Source organism: Pseudomonas tremae (genome assembly GCF_001401155.1).
GTDB classification, from domain to species: domain Bacteria; phylum Pseudomonadota; class Gammaproteobacteria; order Pseudomonadales; family Pseudomonadaceae; genus Aquipseudomonas; species Aquipseudomonas tremae.
Window position 1 is genome coordinate 1 of the sequence record NZ_LJRO01000079.1, and the last position, 20,217, is coordinate 20,217.

Annotated in this window: 14 protein-coding genes; 1 reads left to right on the plus strand and 13 read right to left on the minus strand. The window is 60.4% G+C overall.

Going from position 1 to position 20,217, the window contains the following annotated elements:
* Nucleotides 1-53 precede the first annotated feature (53 nt).
* The 10 genes from ALO43_RS05695 to ALO43_RS05740 all read right to left on the minus strand — a co-directional run bounded on the left by ALO43_RS05695 (nt 54) and on the right by ALO43_RS05740 (nt 13,147).
* Entirely contained in the window at nt 54-3,701 is a 3,648-nt protein-coding gene (locus ALO43_RS05695; RefSeq protein ID WP_054997227.1) for an AAA family ATPase, read from the minus strand.
* Nucleotides 3,698-4,942 (minus strand): exonuclease SbcCD subunit D C-terminal domain-containing protein, encoded by a 1,245-nt coding sequence (locus ALO43_RS05700; RefSeq protein ID WP_054997228.1) that lies wholly within the window; start codon nt 4,940-4,942, stop codon nt 3,698-3,700. The genes ALO43_RS05695 and ALO43_RS05700 overlap by 4 nt, the downstream gene beginning before the upstream one ends.
* 42 nt (nt 4,943-4,984) lie before the next feature.
* Complete coding sequence (locus ALO43_RS05705) at nt 4,985-6,643, minus strand: BatD family protein (protein WP_024669744.1); 1,659 nt, start codon at nt 6,641-6,643, stop codon at nt 4,985-4,987.
* Nucleotides 6,640-8,358 carry a VWA domain-containing protein gene (locus ALO43_RS05710; RefSeq protein WP_054997229.1) on the minus strand — a complete coding sequence of 573 codons (1,719 nt, stop codon included), beginning with the start codon at nt 8,356-8,358 and terminating at the stop codon, nt 6,640-6,642. The genes ALO43_RS05705 and ALO43_RS05710 overlap by 4 nt, the downstream gene beginning before the upstream one ends.
* Nucleotides 8,355-9,413 (minus strand): vWA domain-containing protein, encoded by a 1,059-nt coding sequence (locus ALO43_RS05715; RefSeq protein ID WP_024669746.1) that lies wholly within the window; start codon nt 9,411-9,413, stop codon nt 8,355-8,357. Before ALO43_RS05715 ends, ALO43_RS05710 begins: the two co-directional genes overlap by 4 nt.
* The gene (locus tag ALO43_RS05720) at nt 9,406-9,900 is read right to left on the minus strand and encodes a DUF4381 domain-containing protein (RefSeq protein ID WP_005892389.1); all 495 of its coding nucleotides are present in this window, start codon (nt 9,898-9,900) and stop codon (nt 9,406-9,408) included. The genes ALO43_RS05715 and ALO43_RS05720 overlap by 8 nt, the downstream gene beginning before the upstream one ends.
* A complete protein-coding gene (locus tag ALO43_RS05725; RefSeq protein ID WP_005892391.1) occupies nt 9,897-10,841 on the minus strand; it encodes a DUF58 domain-containing protein in 945 nt (314 codons plus the stop codon). The genes ALO43_RS05720 and ALO43_RS05725 overlap by 4 nt, the downstream gene beginning before the upstream one ends.
* Nucleotides 10,842-10,845: 4 nt before the next feature.
* A complete protein-coding gene (locus ALO43_RS05730) occupies nt 10,846-11,805 on the minus strand; it encodes an AAA family ATPase (protein WP_002554476.1) in 960 nt (319 codons plus the stop codon).
* A gap of 191 nt (nt 11,806-11,996) precedes the next feature.
* Entirely contained in the window at nt 11,997-12,746 is a 750-nt protein-coding gene (locus ALO43_RS05735) for an amidohydrolase family protein (RefSeq protein WP_054997230.1), read from the minus strand.
* Nucleotides 12,747-12,787: 41 nt separating this feature from the next.
* On the minus strand, nt 12,788-13,147 hold the full coding sequence (locus ALO43_RS05740) for a hypothetical protein (RefSeq protein WP_054997231.1): 360 nt from the start codon (nt 13,145-13,147) through the stop codon (nt 12,788-12,790).
* A gap of 364 nt (nt 13,148-13,511) precedes the next feature.
* Between ALO43_RS05740 and ALO43_RS05745 the strand changes: the two genes are divergently transcribed.
* Nucleotides 13,512-18,368 carry an NAD-glutamate dehydrogenase gene (locus tag ALO43_RS05745; RefSeq protein WP_024669748.1) on the plus strand — a complete coding sequence of 1,619 codons (4,857 nt, stop codon included), beginning with the start codon at nt 13,512-13,514 and terminating at the stop codon, nt 18,366-18,368.
* 612 nt (nt 18,369-18,980) lie between these two features.
* On the opposite strand, the gene ALO43_RS05750 is transcribed toward ALO43_RS05745, so the two are convergent.
* From ALO43_RS05750 to ALO43_RS31345, 3 genes are all read right to left on the minus strand, one after another.
* Nucleotides 18,981-19,361 carry a hypothetical protein gene (locus tag ALO43_RS05750; protein ID WP_054997266.1) on the minus strand — a complete coding sequence of 127 codons (381 nt, stop codon included), beginning with the start codon at nt 19,359-19,361 and terminating at the stop codon, nt 18,981-18,983.
* 82 nt (nt 19,362-19,443) lie between these two features.
* The gene (locus ALO43_RS05755; RefSeq protein ID WP_268949056.1) at nt 19,444-19,869 is read right to left on the minus strand and encodes a hypothetical protein; all 426 of its coding nucleotides are present in this window, start codon (nt 19,867-19,869) and stop codon (nt 19,444-19,446) included.
* Nucleotides 19,844-20,217 (minus strand): polymorphic toxin type 44 domain-containing protein (locus tag ALO43_RS31345; RefSeq protein WP_122312404.1); only part of this gene is annotated, 374 nt, incomplete at its 5' end. The genes ALO43_RS05755 and ALO43_RS31345, both read right to left, overlap by 26 nt.

Below are 20,217 nucleotides of genomic sequence, written 5' to 3' on the forward strand. Positions count from 1 at the left end.
CATGCGTGCACGCATGGCATAGGGGCAACGGCGGAAGGAGTACAGCACCGGCGTCATGTACTGCCTACTTCAATCGTGCTCAACCCATTGCCCTGACGACGTACCTTGATCTGCACCGGAATACGTTCGTGCATTTCCTGCACATGGGAGATCACGCCGACTTTGCGGCCCTGTGCCTGCAAGCCGTCCAGCGCGTCCATTGCCAACTGCAGTGATTCCGGGTCCAGGCTGCCGAAGCCTTCGTCGATGAACAGGGATTCGATGCGCAAGGTGCTGGAGGCCATCGACGCCAGGCCCAGCGCCAGCGCCAGCGAGACGAGGAAGGTTTCCCCACCCGAGAGCGAGTGGACCGAGCGCAGTTCGTCGCCCATCTCGGTGTCCATGACCAGCAAGCCAAGCATGCTGCCGCCGCGTTTCAGGCGGTAGCGCCGCACCAGTTGCTTGAGCTGTGCATTGGCATGATGGACCAGCAGATCGAGGTTGTAGGCCTGAGCGATCTTGCGAAATCGGTCGCCTTCGGCAGAACCGATCAGTGCCGCCAGTCGTGCCCAGCGCAGGTATTCGTCGTTGGCTTCGGTGATGCGCGCCTGAAGCTCGCTGTTGGCGTTTCTCCGGCGCTGATCTTCACTGAGTTCGGCGCGCAGGTCCGCACAATGCTGTTCACTTTGTGCCAGTTGCTCCTGAGCCCCTTGCAGCTCGGCGGTCAGTTGCCCGGCGTCGCTCAAGTCGCTGTGCTGGGCCTGATGCTGTTGCAGGCGCTGATCCCGCTCCTGGAGCAAGACCTTATCCTGTTCCAGGTTCTTTTCGATGCTCTGCAATTGCTGACGCAGTTGTTCGACATGTGCGTCATCGTAAGTCAGCAGAGTGTCGAGCGCCGCGTCGTCCAGTTGCGGATGCTGAGCACGCCATTCACCGATCTGAACGTCGAGCTGCGCCAGTTCATCCTGCAAGGTCTGCTGCTGATGCATTCCCGATTTGAGTTCGGCGGCCAGTTGAATCAGCTTACCGTGCAGATCCTGAAGCGTCTGGGCGGCCGATGCTTCGGCTTGACGTGCCTGCTCGATGCTGTTTTCCAGGGTCTGCTGCCATTGCTCGGCGGTGGCATGGTCGCCCAGTAAATCGGCAAGTGTCTGCTGACGGGCTTGGCGCTGTTCGCCGAGCCGGGTGACGTCCAGCGCCAGCTCGGTCTGGCGTTGCAGACGGGCCTGTTGCTCGATCTGTTCTTTCTCGATCTTCTGCTGACGTTCGCGCTGTTCCTGCTGCTCTTCGTTCTGCTGCTCCAACTGGTCCAGCCGCTGAGTCACTTGCTGTTCAAGCTGCATGACCGTTGCCGAGGCATCGTTGCGCAGGCCTTCGAGTACCTGCGGCGACACCAGTGGCGTGAACGCAGTCAATTCTTCTTCCAGACGCTGTTGGTCGACGTCCAGTTGCTTGAGTTGTTCGGCGACATGATGCGCAGCTGTCTGGCTGGCTTCTGCCGCAGTCTGGAGCTGCTGCTGCAAACGCGCAGCGTCTTTCTGCAAGGTCAGCAAGGCCTCCTGACGCTGCTCGTCACGCGCGATGACGTCGTTCAACTGTCTCAGTTGCTGGCTCAGCCAATCGTCTCGTTTGTCCGGGTCGCGATCCAGCAATTGAGCGGCAAGCGGATGCGCTTCAAGGTCTGGCATCAGGGCCTGATGACGCAGGGTCAGTTGCTCGTGCTGGCGCAGCAGCTCTTTCTGTCGGGCGATCACGCCGCCGACCTGTTCGCGCAGATGATTACGTTGCTCGGTCAGCAGGTCGACGGCTTTCTGCGCGCTGGCTTGTTCGTTGTCGTCATGGTGGGTAAGGCTTTGCAGCAGCGCCTCGGGCTGATGCCAGGGATGTTCGACGCTGCCGCAGACCGGGCAGGGCTGGTCGTCCTGCAATTGCACGCGCAACTCTTCGACACTGGCGCTACGGGCCAGACGCTGACGCTCCAGCAGTTGCCGGGTGACGCTGAGGGTCTGTTCGGCGACGGTCAATTCGTCGCGAACGCGAATGCCCTCGGTGTTGAGCTGCTCGCGTTGCTGCTGGGCACCCAGCTGTTGCTGAGCCAGCTCGGCAAACTGATGGTCCACTTCCTGTTGGCTGGCCCACAGACGCGCAAGGTCTTCGAATGCGCGTTGTTGTTTGCGATTGTCCTGCAACAGGCTGCCGAGGATCTGCACCTGCTCGGTCACCGCATCGACTTCACAGTCGGCTTCGCGGTACAGCAATTCCAGCGTCTGGCGCTGTTCGGTCAACTGTTGGTCGGCGTCGCTGGCACGTTGTTGCAGGGCAGGCAGTTCGCTTTGCCCATGCCTTAGCCGATTGGCGATCAGGGTCAGGGACTTCAAACGGTCACGCCATGCGCTCCACGCCTGCGCCAGCGGGGCCAGTTGGCTGCTCTGCTCCAGCTGCGTGGCGATACGCTCGAGGCGCTGTGCCACCTGTTGCTGCTGATCAAGCAAGGTTTGCAGGCTGGCCTGACCTTCAGCGCACAGTTGTCCGGTTTGCTGATGTAAATCGGCAGCCTTGGCCAGTTCCTGAGCCAGATGGTTCAGGGTGTTCTGCGCATCAAAGGCCTGTTGCAGCAGCGGTTTTGCCAAACCGTGCGCCTGCTGGGCGGCCAGCAGGCTGGCCTGGGCCTCGGTGCGCCGGGTTTCCAACTGCTGTTGCTGGCTTTGCAGAGAAGTTTGCTGTGCCTGAAACTGTCGAATTTGTTCAGCTAACGGGGTGAGTAGGGCGTTCAGGGTCAAGCGTCGGGCAAAACGGTGTCGCTGTGGGCCCAGGCGTTCCAGCTGGCTGAGAGTCTGACGCTCAGCGCTGCGCTCGTCCCAGGACTGTTGCGCACGGGTCAGGCTTTCCTGAGCCGCGAGTTGTTCGTCACGCAGGCGGTGCAGCTCGATCAGCCACTGCTGCTTGAGTTCCAACTGGCGTTGTTGTGCTTGATGGGCCTTGAGCTGCTGCTGTGCATTGGCAAGGCGCTGTTCAAGCTCGACCAGTTGCTCCGGGGCCAGCGGGATAATGTTGCTGGCCTGGGCGGTCAGGGTTTTCAGCGCTTCTTCTGCTTCCTTGCTTTTGCTGTAGGCACGCCGGCCGAGCTGGCTGTAGATTGCAGTGTTGGTGAGCTTTTCCAGCAGTTCGCTGCGTTCCTTGTCATCTGCTTTCAGGAACGCGCTGAACTCACTCTGGGCAAGCATGACGGCACGCGTGAACTGTTCGAAGTTCAAGCCCAAGCGGTTTTCGATGAGTTGTTCGAACTCACGCTTGCTCTGGTTGCTGAGGACCTGCTCGCTGTCCAGATCGGTCAGTATCTGGCGGCTGGCCTGCAGCTTCTTGGTCGCATTGTCGCGTGCGCGGTTGGTTTCCCAGCGGGCGCGGTAGCGGCGCTGATCGATGCCGATGAAATCCACCTCGGCATACCCGCTGCCGGTGCCACGGCGCAGCAAGGTGCGCGGGTCGCTGGTGGTGATGTCTCCGTCGATGTCCGGGACCTTGGACTGGCCGATATTGCTCAGCCGCGGAATGGCCCCGAACAGCGCCAGGCACAAAGCGTCGAGCAGGGTACTTTTACCCGCGCCGGTAGGGCCGGTGATGGCGAACAATCCGGCACTGGCCAACGGTTCTGCGGTGAAATCCAGTTCGAACGGACCCGCCAGCGACGCGAGGTTTTTCAGGCGAATGGCAAGAATTTTCATGACTGTTCGCTCTCTTGCTGGACTTCACGCAGCAATGTGGCGAAATCGGTGAGGGTCTGTTCGTCCACCTCGCTGCCATAGTTGTCCTGCCAGGCACGGCTGAACAATTCCTGAGGAGTGAGCTGGTCAAGCTCGATCAGTGCCGCGTCGTTTTCGCTGCCGTCGACACTGCCTTTGCCAGCGTACTCGGCACCGATGCGCACCAGTCGCACGGCTTTGCCCTGCAGCGCGGTTTCGATCTGGTTGCGCAGGTCCGGCTGCGGTTCGTCCAGGCGCACGCGCACTTCCAGCCACGGCTGACGATCCGGATCAGCGAGCAGGTCGACGTCCGGCAGTGCCTTGAGCTGCACCAGCAGTTCGGCCAGTTGCGAAGGCCCAAGACGTTGCAGGTTGACGGCTCGCGGGATCAGAAAGGGCTCGACGCTGGTCAGGGTTTCGCCGTCGCAGTTAATCTCGAGAATCTGATGCTGGTAACCGATTTCCGAAAATGACAACGGGATCGGCGAGCCGCTGTAGCGGATACGTTCTTCGCCATTGACACGCTGAGGCTTGTGCAGATGCCCCAGCGCGACGTAGGTGATACTTGACCCGAAGAGGCTGGCGGGAAGGGCTTCGGCGTTGCCGATGATCAGGCTGCGCTCGGAGTCTTCCGAAACCGACCCGCCCGCCATGTGCGCGTGGCTGATGGCGATCAGCGCCTGCCCTGGCTGGCGCTTGAGATTGGCTGCCTCGATGAGCAACTCATGAACCCGGCCGATGCCGCGCAGGTAATCATCGCCCAGCGTCGGGCCGGTGACTTCGGCAGGGCGCAGGAAGGGCAGCGCCAGGCACCAGGCCTTGATGTCGCCCTTGGCGTCAGGCAACGGCAGGAGCAGGCGCTCGGCATCCAGCACGCCATCGTTCAGCCACATCACCCTGCCCAGCGCGTGCGTGCGCAGGCTGCGCATCAGCGGTGCGGGCAGTTCGATGCGCGACCCGGAGTCGTGGTTGCCCGCGATCATCACGATAGTCAGCAGTGGCTGTTGCTCGTGGGCGTTGACGATGAAGTCGTAGAGGCGCTCCTGGGCTTTGACCGGCGGGTTGACGGTGTCGAAAATATCGCCCGCGATCAGCAGCACATCAGGTTGTCGTTCGGCCAGTCGGGCCAGCAGCCAGGTCAGAAAGCAGGCGTGTTCGAAATCCCGCTCCTGACCGTGCAGGTTCTGGCCCAGATGCCAGTCGGAAGTGTGAAACAGACGCATTGGTTTACCTTGTGATGTAGAGGTGTTGCCTGCGTTGCATCCTCACTTGGGATACAGCGGCGGCAACCCGGCATCGCCTGCCGGGTCCTGAATATGTTCGGCGGCGGGCAGCTTGCGCACAGCACGCCAGAGGTCTTCGCCCAGCCACAGTTTGCCGGTCTCGCTGTACAGCGCACCGTTCAGACCGTCCAGCGCATCGGAGAGCGGCACAAAGCGCGCGGCCATTTCGGCCAGGGTTTCCGGCTGTTGACGCGCCCATGCATCGAGCGCCTGGCGAGTGCCCTGCGGGTCGTTGGCCATGCAGGCGCGCTTGAGATCATCCAGTACGCTACGTGGGCTGGGCCCGGTCTGCACGGTCCTGGCGATCGCCGGCTGGCCACGGGCCCGCCACCACAACGCAAAGCCCAGCAGTGTGGTGCAGGCGAGCAGCAGCGTGCTCAGTTGCCACGGCCAGACCGGCGGGCCGATTACTGTTACGCCGCCCATGTCGCTGCTCACGGGTGTGTCTACGGCCAGACCGGGGTTGGCGCTGATCTGCAGCGTTCGCGCCGGCAGGCTGGTGTGTTCCAGATAATCTTCGCGGGTGTTCCACCAGGTGACTTCGACTGCCGGCAGGTCAATCGCACCGGCCCGACCGGGCACCAGCGCTTCGCGTTCTTCACGGGTGCCGATCAGGCCGCGCTCGCTGGGCAGGTTGCGCAGTTGCGGCTGGTCCGGATAGCGCCGCAGGCCAGGCACTTCGGTGGGCGGCAGTGGAGGCAGTTGCGCGCCGGCCAGCCCTTCCGCCTTGAGGGTCAGGGTCCGGGTCAGCGAGTCGCCGACCTGAGAAGTGCCGGGCTCCGGGCTCCAGTTCTCTTCGAGGCTGATGCTGCGTGCCGGCAGCCAGGGGGTGTCGGCGGGATAGCTGGCAGGCTTGGGTTTGACCGTCAGCGGCACCTCGGCGGATTTGACCCGCATCAGCTTGCCCGGCTGTGGACCGAACGGATTGGCATCCTGGCCCTGGGAACCTTCAGCAGGCGCCTGCACCAGCGTGGCGCTGAAGACCTGCGCGGGGATGTTCAGCAGACCGCTCTGCTGTGGATAGATCGCGTAGCGTGTTTCGATCACGCCGTGGCGGACCCCATTGATCAGCTTTTCGTAGGTGCGTGAATCACCCAGTTTCTCGACCCGCGCGTCCGGTACTTGCAGGGGGCTCAGGCTGCTGTCGTCAAACAGAGACACCGAGTGGTAGACCCGTACGGTCAGAACGGCCTGCGCCTGAACATAGACGCTGTCCTGGTCCAGGCTCGCTTCGATGAAGATAGGGGCCAGCTTGTTACTCGACTCAGTGGGGGCGCTCTGCATGACTTGCAGCGTCAGAGGCTGGCTTTTCAACTCCCCCAGTTGCAGCGCGGGTATGACCACGCTGCCGGTTGCGCGCGGCAACAGAGTGACAAGCCAGCGCGTCGTTGCCTGACTGCTGCCGTCCAGGGTTCTCAGGCTGTTGAGCTGACGAGTGTCGCGCACCTCGAAGCTGTCGTTGAGCGGGCTCATGTCGGGTTTGCCAAACTGCGTGACGTCGTCGGTTTCCAGCGTCAGCTCGACAGTTTCTCCGGCGTTCAGGCGCGTGCGATCAACGCTGGCTGTCAATTGCGCGGCCTGCAGCGACAAGGCGACCAGGCTCAGCAACAGACCGGTCAGTAAGGTGTACACGCGACTCATCGGGTCTTTTCCTGATGTTGCTGTTCGTAGCGAAATTTGCGCCGTAGCAGTTCGCCCGGATCGTCCGGAATCTGCCTCAGCCACTGCTCCAGCTCCTGACGCCGCTCGCCTGTCATGGGGCTGTCGGCGCTTTGGTTCGGCGGGCGGGTAGCTGGCTCATCATCCGTCGTATCGCCAGCGGTCGCCTGACCGCTGGTATCCGGCGGCAGGCTCTCGCTGGTGCCGGGTTGATCCGAGCGGGACGGGGTCTGGTCGGCGGGCGCCGCGCTGCTGTTCGGATCTTGTGACGCCTGCTGGCCTTCTTCGCCCTGATCGGCCTTGTTCTGTTCGTCCTGCGCAGGTTTTTGCACATTTGCCTGATCAAGCAGGTTTTGCACCAGTGCGCGATTGCTTTGTGCAGCGGGGAAATCCGGCTGGCGATCCAGCGCCTGTTCGTAGGCGTCCAGTGCCGCTTCCAGCTCGCCACTGTGAGCCAAGGCGTTGCCGCGATTGTAATGATCCTGTGCAAGTGTGCCCTGGGCGAACTGCTGGGCGGCACTGGCGTAGTCTTGCGCTTCGTAGAGCGCCACGCCTTTCCAGCGCGGGTCCTCAAAGCGCTGCGCGGCCTCGGCCGGTCGATGCTGCTCCAGCAGTCGCTGGCCCTGTTGATCCGGACGCAGCCACAGGTCCTGAAACTCGAACGCCTGGCTGTTTTGCGGAAACACGAACATCAATGGCAGGCAGAATAGCCAGCCGCGCCGACCAGCCAGTGCTGCAATCAGCAGCAGCGCCAGCACAAACCAGTGCCCCTGATCAGCCCAGGTATCAAGCTGGACGACCTGACCATCGCTGCGTACATGTTGCGGGCTGGTCAACAGCCCTAGGCTGCGCAGGTCCTCTTCATCATTTCGTGCCTGATGATAGCTGCCATCGACCTGATCGGCGAATTCGCCAAGGCTCTTGCTGTCCAGACGCGGCACCATGATTGCGCCTTGATCGTCCTTGAGCAGGCTGCCGTTTTCCTGAGTCACCGGCGCGCCTTCAGCGGTGCCGACGCCAAGAATCAGTAGCGGCGGCGAGCGCCCGCGTAGCGCTTCACGTATGCCCTGACGTTCCGTTTCGCTCAACGAAGAGGTGATCAACAGGATACGGCCCTGACCCAGCGCGCCCTGTTTGAGCAAGTGCAGCGCCTTGTGTACCGCCAGGTCGGCACGCTGGCCGGTGACGGGCATGATCGACGGTCTGATGGCTTCCAGCAGGTTATGACTTGTGACCAGGTCATCGGACAGTGGCACCAGCGTATGCGCGCTGCCTGCATAGACGACGATTGCAGTCTGCGCATCGCTGCGTTTTTGCAGCAGGTCCAGCAGTTTGCGTCGCGCCTGTTCCAGGCGGGTCGGCGATGTATCGGTGGCGAGCATCTGTGGGGTCAGTTCCAGTATCACCACCAGCGGGTCCACCGGTTTCTGGCTGATTTGCTCGACACGCTGCCAGCCAGGGCCGAGCAGGGCAAACAGCGCCAGCAGCCACGCCAGCCCCAGTGCGATCCACGGTAATTTGCTGTTGCTGCCGCGCCCGCCGCTGAGCAGCACGGCATGAAACTGGGTTGGCAGGAGCATCTGCCAGCGTCCTGCGCGCTTCTGCCGATGCCACAGGCGCCATATCAGCAGCGCCAGCAATGGCATGAGCAGCAGCCATTCGGGACGAAGCCAGTGTGGCCAGAGAGCGGCAGTCATTGCGGTCTCCAAAGGCGTCTGAAGCGTTCACGCCAGTCAATGGAGCGGGCAATTGTCAGCAGACGTTGCAGTGCATTGTTTGGCCACAGTGCCCGCAATACCAACAGCACGCTCAGCAGCACTGCGGCCGCCAGCGGCCATTGATAAAGCGCCAGCGCGGGACGCGCCTGGGTCGGCTGTTGAGCGACAGGTTCCAGTGAGTCGAGGGTGACGCGGATCTTTTCCAGCTGGTCGCCGTCGCGAGCACGGAAATACTGACCACCGCTCAGCCGGGCAATCTCCTTGAGGGTTGGCTCATCCAGATCAAGGCTGGCGCTCAAGCCGAGCGCACTCTGCAACGCGTTTTTTTCAGGGTCCGAGCCGATGCCGATTGTGTAGATTTTCACGCCTTCGTCGGCTGCCAGTCGTGCGGCGGTGAGCGGGTCGATCTGACCGGCATTGTTGGCGCCATCGGTGACCAGCACCAATACGCGGCTGTTGGCAGGCCGCATGCGCAGGCGTTTCAGGGCCAGGCCTATGGCGTCGCCAACAGCGGTATTCTTGCCGGCGATGCCTATTTTTGCCTCATCGAGCCAGACCCTTACGGTCTGTCGGTCGTAGGTCAGCGGGGCTTGAAGAAACGCCTGAGTGCCAAACAGAATCAGCCCGACCCGGTCACCCTTGCGGCTTTCGAGAAAGTCACCGAGCAGTTGCTGAACCAGCACCAGTCGGCTGACCTCGTCGTTTTTCCACTGCATGTCGGGGTAGTCCATAGAACCTGACACGTCGACCGCCACCAACAGGTCGCGTCCGCTTGCAGCCACTGGCAGCGGTTCGCCCAGCCATTGAGGCCGTGCCGCCGCGATCAACAACAACAGCCAGATGAGCAGGAATGGCGCACGTTGGCGCCACACAGGCAGATTTGCCTTGGCGCGACGTCCGCTGAGCCCTTCGAGTTCGTTGAGAAAGCTGACGTTGAGTGCGGGTTCGCCGCTGTCGGCGGCCGGCAGCACGGCACGCATCAGCCACGGCAGCGGCAGCAGGGCAAAGACCCAGAGCCAGGCGAACTCAAACATGTTTGCGAATCCAGGTATCGACCGCCTGGGTCAGGCCGGTGATGGCCTTGTCGTCCAGTTTGCATTCCGGCTTGTAAGCGCCTTCGACCAGAATCATCCAGCGTGTCAGGCCCGCCGCCGGACAGCGGTTGTCGAGAAAAGCCAGCCATTTGCGGCCATTGAGGGTGTGGCTCTGGCTGTGCGGGTAGTGGTTGCGGCACAGGCGTTTGAGCAGCCCGTTGATCTGTTGCAACCACGCGCCAGCCGGGGCGCCGTCGTAGGGTTTGGGCAGGTTGGCCAGCTCCGCGAGGGCCGCGACACGAACCGGGTCCAGCGGTTGCTCGCTGCGCACGTTGCCTGTCTTGATCGGCAGCAGCCTGCGCAACCGCCACAGGCCCCATCCCGCAGCAGGGATCAGCAGCAACAGCAACCACCAGCCCGGCGCGGGCGGCCAGAAGCCAACGGCCTCTGGGGCAATCAACGGCTGTAGCTGATCCAGCGGGTTCATTTACGTTTCACCGGGCGCTGCGCATTGAGGTATTCGCGCAATTGCTCAACAAGCTCGGCCTGGGTGCTCAATGGCATGAGCAATACCCGCAGCTTCTGCGCCAGCAGTTCCCAGCGTGCGGAACGGTCCTCGCCCTGTTGCCGGTAAGCGCGACGCAGTTCGGGGTTGAGGGTGTCGAGCTCCAGTTGCGCGCCGCGTTCGGCAAAACGCAGCAGGCCGGCAGCGGGCAGGGCGCGATCCAGCGGGTCGGAGAGCGGCAGCAACAGCAGGTCGCTATGGCGGGACAAGAGGCTCAGCTGTTGTTCGGCTGCCTCGGACAAGGCGCGCTCGTCGCATAGCACGATCACCAGGCTGCCGGGCCGCAGCACTTCCCTGGCGCGGCGTAGCGCAGTACCGAAGGCATCGCGGTTCGGCGGGGTTTCGGTGTGCAGTGACTGATTGACCCGCACCAGCCGGTTGAGCAGTTGCAGCAGGCTCTGTTTGCTGCGCCGTGGTTTGATTTCGTAGTGCTCGTCATCGCCGAAAACCAGCCCGCCGACCCGGTCGTTGTGTTCGAGCGCGGCCCAGCCGATCAGCGCAGCAGCCTGGGCGGCCAGCACCGATTTGAACATCAGGCCCGAGCCGAAAAATAATCGCCGGCTTTGTTCCACCAGAATGAAAATGGGCCGCTCACGTTCTTCATGGAACAGTTTGGTGTGCGGCTCCTGAGTGCGTGCGGTCACGCGCCAGTCGATGCTGCGCACGTCGTCACCCGCCTGATAGACCCGCACCTGATCGAAATCCACGCCACGACCGCGCAGCTTGGAGTGGTGCAGGCCGATCAACGGGCTGCGCCTGCCGGGTGTTGAAAACAGCTGCACTTCCCGCACCCGATGACGCATCTCGATCAGATCGCTGAGGCTGACGCGGATGCCCGGTTGGGGGATCAGATAGGGTTGCATGGGGTCAGGCGACGGCCACGACGTCGAGGATGCGCTGAATCACACGATCCTGATCGATACCTGCGGCTTCGGCTTCGAACGACAGGATGATCCTGTGGCGCAGCACATCGAACAGCACCGCCTGAATGTCCTCGGGGCTGACGAAGTCGCGTCCGGCCAGCCAGGCATGGGCGCGGGCACAGCGGTCCAGCGAAATGGAGCCGCGCGGGCTAGCCCCGTAGGCAATCCATTCGGCGAGTTCTGGGTCGAATTTGGCGGGCGTGCGGGTAGCCATGACCAGCTGCACCAGGTATTCCTCGACCGCATCGGCCATGTAAAGCCCGAGGATTTCCTTGCGTGCGGCAAAGATCGCCTGCTGGCTGACCCGGCGTTCAGGTTTGGTTTCGCCATTGAGGGCTTCCCCACGGGCCTGCTGAAGGATCTTGCGTTCGACGGCCGCATCCGGGAAGCCGATCTTGACGTGCATCAGAAAGCGGTCGAGCTGGGCTTCGGGCAGTGGGTAAGTGCCTTCCTGCTCGATAGGGTTCTGGGTCGCCATAACCAGAAACAGGGGAGACAGGTCATAGGTGCTGCGACCGACGCTGACCTGCCGCTCGGCCATGGCTTCAAGCAGCGCCGACTGGACCTTGGCCGGGGCACGGTTGATTTCGTCCGCCAGCACCAGGTTGTGGAATATGGGCCCTTGCTGGAACACGAAACTGCCGGTTTCGGGACGGTAGATTTCCGTGCCGGTGATGTCGGCGGGCAGCAGGTCGGGGGTGAACTGGATGCGGTGGAACTGCGCTTCGATGCCTTCCGCCAGTTCCTTGATGGCCTTGGTCTTGGCCAGACCAGGGGCGCCTTCGACCAGCATGTGGCCGTCCGCGAGCAGGGCAATGAGCAGGCGTTCGATCAGCTTTTCCTGGCCCAGGATCTGCGTTGAAAGAAATGTTCGCAGCGCTATCAGCGCTTCACGATGCTCCATCGGTGACGGTTCCTGGCAGGATTATCAGCTGTGTCGGGTGACCGCTGAGCTGGGGGGCGATACTTTAATCCATCCAGGCAGGTATCGACTAACGGCTCCAGCGTTTTTTATCGCATTTAGAGACTGGTACGTCACTTATTTAAGAATTGTCCTACGTGTTTTGTCGACATCGCGTAGGGCTGGCAGCGCTTTCACCTCAGACGATAGAAGTTTGCCGCGTTTTCCCAAAGAGCCTGCCGGGCGCCATTTTCGCCTAATGCATCTGTCAGCAACTCGATATCGTCGGCCTGGAAAGGACGCAGCGCCCGGGTCGATGGCAGGTCGGTGCCAAACATCAGGGCGCAGGGGTTGGCGGCATGAATGTCTCTGAGCGCGTCTCGAACAGGGAAGTCCACGCGACCGAAGCCGCAGGCTTTGACCCGCACGCCGCGTTCGGCCAATCGCAGCACGACGGACAGTCCTTCGGCGCTCAATCCAAGATGATCAATGCTGATTGCCGGCAATCTAAGCAAACGCGCTTCTATTTCAGCCAGCTCACGAGAGTCTATGTACAGTTCCGAATGCCAGCCAACGCGCTCATGAGCGCGCAGGGCGAGGGCTTCAAGCTGGTCGAGTTGTTCAGAACCGCCACGTTTCAGGTTGAAGCGCAGCGCACGCACCCCGGCCGCATTCAGGGTATCCAGTTCGGTATCGGTCACGCTGGCCGGCAACTGGGTAACGCCGACGAAGGCTGGGCCGAGGCTGTTCAGCGCGGCGAGCAGATAGCCTTGATCGAAGCCTTGAAAGGAGCCGGACACCACCGCGCCACCCTGAACACCCAGCGGTTTGACGCTCGCCAGGTAGTCGCTGACCCCGAACGGGTCCGGTAGATAACCGTTATTGGCGATCAAGGAGAAGCGCGGGTCGATGATGTGGCAGTGGGCATCGAAGATCATGGTCAGCTCCTTGATGTAGAAGTCCTCACTCTAGCGGCTTTTTCTCGTCAATCGACTTCGCTGACGTATTCACCCACGTTGGTCATGATGATGTGTAACGTTCTGTGAACCTCTGCCAGTTCGTCCGCGTCTGTACCGTGGATGATTTCGAATTGTTCGTGGCCCTTCAGTTGCCTGGCGTCTGCGGGTGCGATTTCCACCAGCAGACGCTGGGCGCCGAAGGTGACTTTCAGGTTGGAGACGTTGTGCGATGTGTCATCGCCGACGGTTATTTCCACTTCATTTTCATCCGGGAAACGGGTCAGGGAGAACAGATCGCCGCCTTCTCCGTGGCAGCACAGCAGTGCCATGTTGTCGTATTCGTCGTCGCAGGCGTTGGCGATGAGGGTGACCGTCTTGATTTGCATGTGTTTTCCAGTGCTGTTGAGCGGGCGTAAGGTGGGTTTTGCCAGCACCGGCCCCGAATTGTCGGCCTGTGTTGGCACTGCTGCGCGTATCTTAGCGTGGGTCGATGACCGAATATGTCGCAGCTTCGTAAGCAGTGTGCGGTCAGCTCTCGTTAAGCTGCATGGCAGACGAGTGGTGTACGGTGTCCGCCATGTGTACGTTTTTTTATCCCTGCATTCAAATGTGACTACCCTGACACAGCGGGCGTTAGTACTTTAGCCTTACACTCGACCAGGAGGGTCCACGCAATTGAGTGCGCAGAAACCCCCGGTCTCAACACCTTCTTCAAGCCTCCCCAATAAAAGCCAAAGCGGAGTACCACAGATGGCGTTCTTCACCGCAGCCAGCAAGGCCGACTTCCAGCATCAACTGCAAGCGGCACTGGCTCAGCACATCAGCGAACAGGCACTGCCACAAGTGGCGCTGTTTGCCGAGCAATTCTTCGGCATCATTTCCCTTGACGAGCTCACCCAGCGGCGCTTGTCCGACCTGGCAGGCTGCACCTTGTCTGCTTGGCGTCTGCTCGAGCGTTTCGAACATGCTCATCCGCAGGTACGCGTCTACAACCCTGATTACGAGCGCCATGGCTGGCAATCGACTCACACCGCCGTCGAAGTGCTGCATCATGACCTGCCGTTTCTGGTCGACTCCGTCCGCACCGAGCTGAACCGTCGCGGCTACAGCATTCATACCCTGCAGACAACTGTGCTGAGCGTGCGCCGTGGTGCTGGCGGCGAGCTGATCGAGCTGCTGCCCAAAGGCACTACAGGCGAGGACGTGCTGCAGGAGTCTCTGATGTATCTGGAGATCGACCGCTGCTCCAACGCCAGCGAGTTGAACGTGCTGGCTCGCGAGCTTGAGCAGGTGCTGGGCGAGGTGCGTGCTGCCGTTGAAGACTTCGGCCCGATGAAGGCGCGTTTGCACGATTTGCTGGCAAGTATCGATGCCAATGAGTCGAATACCGACGTCGAAGAGAAGGCCGAGATCAAGGTTTTCCTGGATTGGCTGGTGGACAACCACTTCACCTTTCTGGGTTACGAAGAGTTCGAAGTGCGCACCGACGCCAATGGCGGCCAGCTGGTGTATGACGAATCCTCTTTCCTGGGCCTCACCAAGCTGCTGCGTCCCGGGCTGAGTCAAGAAGAGCTGCACATCGAAGACTACGCGGTGAAATACCTGCAGGAGCCGGTGTTACTGTCGTTTGCCAAGGCTGCGCACCCGAGCCGTGTTCATCGTCCGGCATACCCTGACTTCGTCTCGATCCGGCAGATCGACGCCTCTGGCAAAGTCGTCAAGGAATGTCGCTTCATGGGCCTTTACACCTCGTCGGTGTACGGCGAAAGCGTGCGGCAGATCCCGTATATCCGCCGCAAGGTTGCCGAGGTCGAGCGTCGCTCCGGCTTCGATGCCAAGGCACATCTGGGCAAGGAGCTGGCGCAGGTGGTCGAAGTGCTGCCACGCGACGACCTGTTCCAGACACCTGTGGACGAACTGTTCACCACGGTCATGTCCATCGTGCAGATTCAGGAGCGCAACAAGATCCGCGTGTTCCTGCGCAAAGACCCGTACGGTCGTTTCTGCTACTGCCTGGCCTACGTACCGCGCGACGTCTATTCCACCGAAGTGCGTCAGAAGATCCAGCAGGTATTGATGGATCGTCTGAAGGCCAGCGACTGCGAGTTCTGGACGTTCTTCTCCGAGTCGGTGCTGGCGCGGGTGCAGTTGATCCTGCGTGTAGACCCGAAGATCAATCTGGAAATCGACGTTGCCCAGCTGGAAAACGAAGTCATCCAGGCCTGCCGTTCGTGGAAAGACGACTACGCCAGCCTGGTCATAGAGAGCTTCGGCGAAGCCCACGGCACCAACGTACTGGCTGATTTTCCGAAAGGCTTCCCCGCCGGCTACCGCGAGCGCTTTGCGGCGCATTCGGCGGTGGTCGACATGCAGCATGTGCTTAGCCTCAGCGAAACCAACCCGCTGGTGATGAGTTTCTACCAGCCGCTGGCCGGTGGTCGTCAGCAGCTGCATTGCAAGCTGTATCACGCCGACACGCCGCTAGCGCTGTCCGACGTGTTGCCGATTCTTGAAAACCTCGGCCTGCGCGTGCTGGGCGAGTTTCCTTACCGTCTGCACCATGCCAACGGGCGTGAGTTCTGGATTCATGACTTCGCCTTCACCTACGGCGAAGGTTTGAGCCTCGATATCCAGCAGCTTAATGACACCCTGCAGGACGCATTTGTGCACATCGTGAGCGGCGACGCCGAAAACGATGCGTTCAACCGACTGGTTCTGACTGCCGGCCTGCCATGGCGTGATGTGGCTCTGCTGCGCGCCTATGCGCGTTACCTGAAGCAGATTCGCCTGGGCTTCGACTTGGGCTACATTGCGACCACGCTCAATAACCACACTGACATCGCCCGCGAGCTGACGCGTCTGTTCAAGACCCGTTTCTACCTGGCCCGCAAGCTGGGTTCGGACGATCTGGACGACAAGCAATTGCGTCTGGAACAAGCCATTCTGACCGCTCTGGACGATGTTCAGGTGCTCAACGAAGACCGCATACTGCGTCGCTATCTGGACCTGATCAAGGCAACGCTGCGGACCAACTTCTATCAAGCGGACGCAAACGGGCAGAGCAAGAGCTATTTCAGCTTCAAGTTCAACCCGCGCCTGATCCCCGAGCTGCCAAAGCCTGTACCCAAATTCGAGATTTTCGTCTATTCGCCGCGCGTCGAGGGCGTGCATCTGCGCTTCGGTAATGTGGCCCGTGGCGGCCTGCGCTGGTCGGACCGCGAGGAAGACTTCCGCACCGAGGTGCTTGGTCTCGTGAAAGCCCAGCAGGTGAAAAACTCGGTCATCGTGCCGGTCGGCGCCAAGGGCGGTTTCGTGCCGCGTCGCCTGCCGACCACTGGCAACCGTGATGAAATTCAGGCCGAAGCGATCGCCTGCTACCGCATCTTCATTTCCGGTTTGCTGGACATCACCGACAACCTCAAGGAAGGCGTGCTGGTACCGCCGGTCAACGTGGTGCGCCACGATGACGACGATCCGTATCTGGTGGTGGCTGCCGACAAGGGCACCGCGACCTTCTCGGACATTGCCAATGGCATTGCCATCGATTACGGATTCTGGCTGGGTGATGCATTCGCGTCCGGCGGTTCGGCGGGTTACGACCACAAGAAGATGGGCATCACTGCCAAGGGCGCGTGGGTCGGTGTGCAGCGTCACTTCCGTGAACGCGACATCAATGTCCAGCAGGACAGCATCAGTGTGATCGGCATCGGCGACATGGCCGGTGACGTATTCGGCAACGGCTTGCTGATGTCCGACAAGCTGCAACTGGTTGCAGCGTTCAACCATCTGCACATCTTCATCGACCCGAACCCGGACCCGGCCACCAGCTTCGCCGAGCGCGAGCGCCTGTTCAATCTGCCGCGTTCGTCCTGGACCGATTACGACACCAGCATCATGTCTGCCGGCGGCGGGATCTTCCCGCGCAGCCTCAAGAGCATCGCCATCACCGAGCAGATGAAGGCGCGTTTTGACATCAAGGCTGACAAGCTGACCCCGACCGAACTGCTGCACGCGCTGCTCAAGGCGCCAGTCGATCTGTTGTGGAACGGCGGTATCGGTACTTACGTCAAGTCCAGCGAAGAGTCGCATGCCGATGTGGGCGACAAGGCCAACGACGCGCTGCGTGTCGACGGCAACGAGCTGCGCTGCAAGGTAGTGGGTGAGGGCGGCAACCTGGGCATGACCCAACTGGGCCGTGTCGAGTTCGGTCTGAACGGCGGCGCGACCAACACCGACTTCATCGATAACGCCGGTGGTGTGGACTGCTCCGACCACGAAGTGAACATCAAGATCCTGCTCAACGAAGTGGTGCAGGCTGGTGACATGACCGAGAAGCAGCGTAACCAACTGCTCGAAAGCATGACCGACGAAGTGGGCCACCTGGTACTTGGCAACAACTACAAGCAGACGCAGGCGTTGTCGCTGGCTGCACGCCGGGCCTATGAGCGGATTGCCGAATACAAGCGCCTGATGAATGACCTTGAAGCGCGTGGCAAGCTGGACCGTGCCATCGAGTTTCTGCCCGCCGAAGACCAGATAGCCGAGCGCATTGCGGCCGGTCAGGGGCTGAGCCGCGCCGAGCTGTCGGTGCTGATTTCCTACAGCAAGATCGATCTCAAGGAAGCGCTGCTGGAATCCCGCGTGCCGGATGATGACTATCTGACGCGTGACATGGAAACCGCGTTCCCGCCGTCACTGGGCGCCAGGTTTTCCACTGCCATGCGTGGGCATCGCCTGAAGCGCGAAATCGTCAGCACCCAGATTGCCAACGATCTGGTCAACCACATGGGCATCACCTTCGTGCAGCGGCTCAAAGAGTCGACCGGCATGAGCGCGGCGTCTGTGGCGGGTGCTTACGTGATCGTGCGGGACATCTTCCACCTGCCGCACTGGTTCCGTCAGATCGAGGCGCTGGACTACAAGGTTCCGGCTGAAATCCAGCTGGCGCTGATGGACGAGCTGATGCGTCTGGGGCGTCGTGCCACTCGCTGGTTCTTGCGCAGCCGTCGCAACGAACTGGATGCCGGACGTGACGTCGCGCACTTCGGTCCGCACCTCGCCGCGCTTGGTCTCAAGCTTGACGAACTGCTGGAGGGTCCGACACGTGAGGTCTGGCAGGCGCGTTATCAGGCTTATGTCGAGGCCGGTGTGCCGGAATTGCTGGCGCGCATGGTTGCCGGTACGACTCACCTGTACACGCTGTTGCCGATCATCGAAGCCTCCGACGTCACCGGGCAGAACGCTGCCGATGTGGCCAAGGCTTACTTCGCCGTAGGCAGCGCGCTGGACATTACCTGGTACTTGCAGCAGATCAGCAGCCTGCCCGTGGAAAACAACTGGCAGGCACTGGCGCGTGAAGCGTTCCGCGACGATGTCGACTGGCAGCAACGGGCGATCACTGTTTCGGTTCTGCAAATGGCGGAAGGTCCATCGGAAATCGATGCGCGTCTGGCCCTGTGGCTGGAACAGCATTCGCTGATGGTCGACCGCTGGCGTGCCATGCTGGTCGAGCTTCGTGCCGCGAGTGGCACGGACTACGCCATGTATGCTGTCGCTAACCGCGAACTGCTGGACCTGGCCATGAGCGGGCAGAGCCTCACGGTCTGATCCGCTTGTAACGGGTAGGTCCCTAAAAAACCGCATCGACAGATGCGGTTTTTTTGTGGGTGCGCCAAGCATGGCGCGTTGCCCTGAGCGCAACCAGCTTGACTGTGGTGGACACGCAAGTCCTCTACGCACCCGGCAAGGGGAAGTGTTAGCCGGAGGCAAGGGTGTCGCGGGTGACTGCGAATCTGAAGGAAGCCCGAGGCAAAATGCTGGCCTGACGAACAGGAGGCGGATGAGGCGGCACTGTGGGGTAAGGCGGGCGCAATCGTCAAAGCCCGATACTTGCACGGAACGCTGTGAAGTTCTGACAGGCACAAGCAGGAAGGTCGCGCGAATTACCTTGAGATATCGGCACGCTTGCCATTGTGCTACCGAGCGTCGAGAGGCGACGGGATGAGCGTGCAGGAGTCAGCTGAAGCCGTAGTAAGTGACGAATAACCCGTTCAAGGGCTGAACAGGTTATGCCGTTAGTTGGCCTTCACCCCATGTCCGGGGCGGTACTGTAAGCACTTCGTCCATGATCATCTTGGCCGTGATGCTTCCTTCAGGATGTCGTCTGCGTTCTACTTGGTGGCTGTGATGGGTGTCTTTTGGTGACGCTGGTAGGCAACCTTAGGACCTAAAAGGATCAGGTTCCTCGGCACACTGTTTTAAACGAGCAATAACGTCATGGTCAGTCGCAGCAGTGTCGATTCCACCTTTATCATCAAGGTAGATGTCTATCGTTGCCCAGCGCTTAGGTGTGATGTCGATGCATTTTCGTAAACCTCTGTCGGTCCACCAAAAGAACACCATGAAGAAGTTCTCATCAGGAAATACATGACCAAACTCCGATGTCGCTTCCCCCGGTAGCATTCGCTGCCGTGTGATCTGGTCGTGAGTGTTCCAAATTAAGCGCAGTTCGTCCGTGGCTTCTTTAGGGTAGTGGACAATTACGCCGGGTGCAGCAAAATACCAAGCCACCAGCGGAGCTATTAATAGGAAAAGGAACAAATAAGGGACCTTAATTTTCTTTGCAATTGTGCTCAATGACGCCTGCTCCCCCCCCCCCATTCTTGGGGGGCTGGTTGGCAACTTAAAACCGGAAAGGATCAGCGTCACCCTCACATCGCTTCAAACGAGCAATAACGTCAGGGCCAGTTTTAGCAGTTTCGATGCGGCCACTGCCATCGAGGTAGATGTCTATCGCGTCACCCCATTTTGGCGTAATTGCTATACACCTCCGCAGACTCTTTTCATTCCACCAATCAAAGTTCATAAAGAATTTATCATTGGGGAAGATATGCCCGATATCGTATGTGCCCTGACCCGGAAGCATTTCTTCTTTATGAATGTTGTGCTGGGTGTTCCAGATCACACGAAGCTCGTCTGTAGCTTCTTTAGAATAATGGACACGAACGACAGGGATCGCCACGTACCAGAACAGCGCTGGAAGAATTATGAATGCCCCAATAAGATACCGGGCCTTAATATGTTTAACAGATATGGGCACTGACGCCATCTCCCCATGTTGACGGTGTGATCGCGAGTACTTCGTCCATGATCATCCTTGCAGTGACGACCTCGTTTGGATTTTCATGGAAGAGTTTCACGCCAATGCTAATAGAAATCCGATCTGGGACGTCATCCCATGCGCGCATCCCTTCTACGCCCTCAGTGGCATGAGGTCCTTTGAGTCTCTGATCTTCTTTGGCTTCGAATATCTGCTCTCTCCACCGTCGTAATTGATCTGAAACAAGCTGCTCGACACCTGCGCCGTCTAAAAGTGCGCTCTCACTGAGTCCTCCGGCCATACCCACATAGCCGTAATGAATGTTGGACCAAATATCGTAGTAGTAGTAGTAGTAGT

Coding starts and splice junctions, on each gene's coding strand:
- ALO43_RS05695 (WP_054997227.1), bottom strand. CDS start 3,701: ATGAAAATTCTTGCCATTCGCCTGAAAAACCTCGCGTCGCTGGCGGGT.
- ALO43_RS05700 (WP_054997228.1), bottom strand. CDS start 4,942: ATGCGTCTGTTTCACACTTCCGACTGGCATCTGGGCCAGAACCTGCAC.
- ALO43_RS05705 (WP_024669744.1), bottom strand. CDS start 6,643: ATGAGTCGCGTGTACACCTTACTGACCGGTCTGTTGCTGAGCCTGGTC.
- ALO43_RS05710 (WP_054997229.1), bottom strand. CDS start 8,358: ATGACTGCCGCTCTCTGGCCACACTGGCTTCGTCCCGAATGGCTGCTG.
- ALO43_RS05715 (WP_024669746.1), bottom strand. CDS start 9,413: ATGTTTGAGTTCGCCTGGCTCTGGGTCTTTGCCCTGCTGCCGCTGCCG.
- ALO43_RS05720 (WP_005892389.1), bottom strand. CDS start 9,900: ATGAACCCGCTGGATCAGCTACAGCCGTTGATTGCCCCAGAGGCCGTT.
- ALO43_RS05725 (WP_005892391.1), bottom strand. CDS start 10,841: ATGCAACCCTATCTGATCCCCCAACCGGGCATCCGCGTCAGCCTCAGC.
- ALO43_RS05730 (WP_002554476.1), bottom strand. CDS start 11,805: ATGGAGCATCGTGAAGCGCTGATAGCGCTGCGAACATTTCTTTCAACG.
- ALO43_RS05740 (WP_054997231.1), bottom strand. CDS start 13,147: ATGCAAATCAAGACGGTCACCCTCATCGCCAACGCCTGCGACGACGAA.
- ALO43_RS05745 (WP_024669748.1), top strand. CDS start 13,512: ATGGCGTTCTTCACCGCAGCCAGCAAGGCCGACTTCCAGCATCAACTG.
- ALO43_RS05755 (WP_268949056.1), bottom strand. CDS start 19,869: ATGGCGTCAGTGCCCATATCTGTTAAACATATTAAGGCCCGGTATCTT.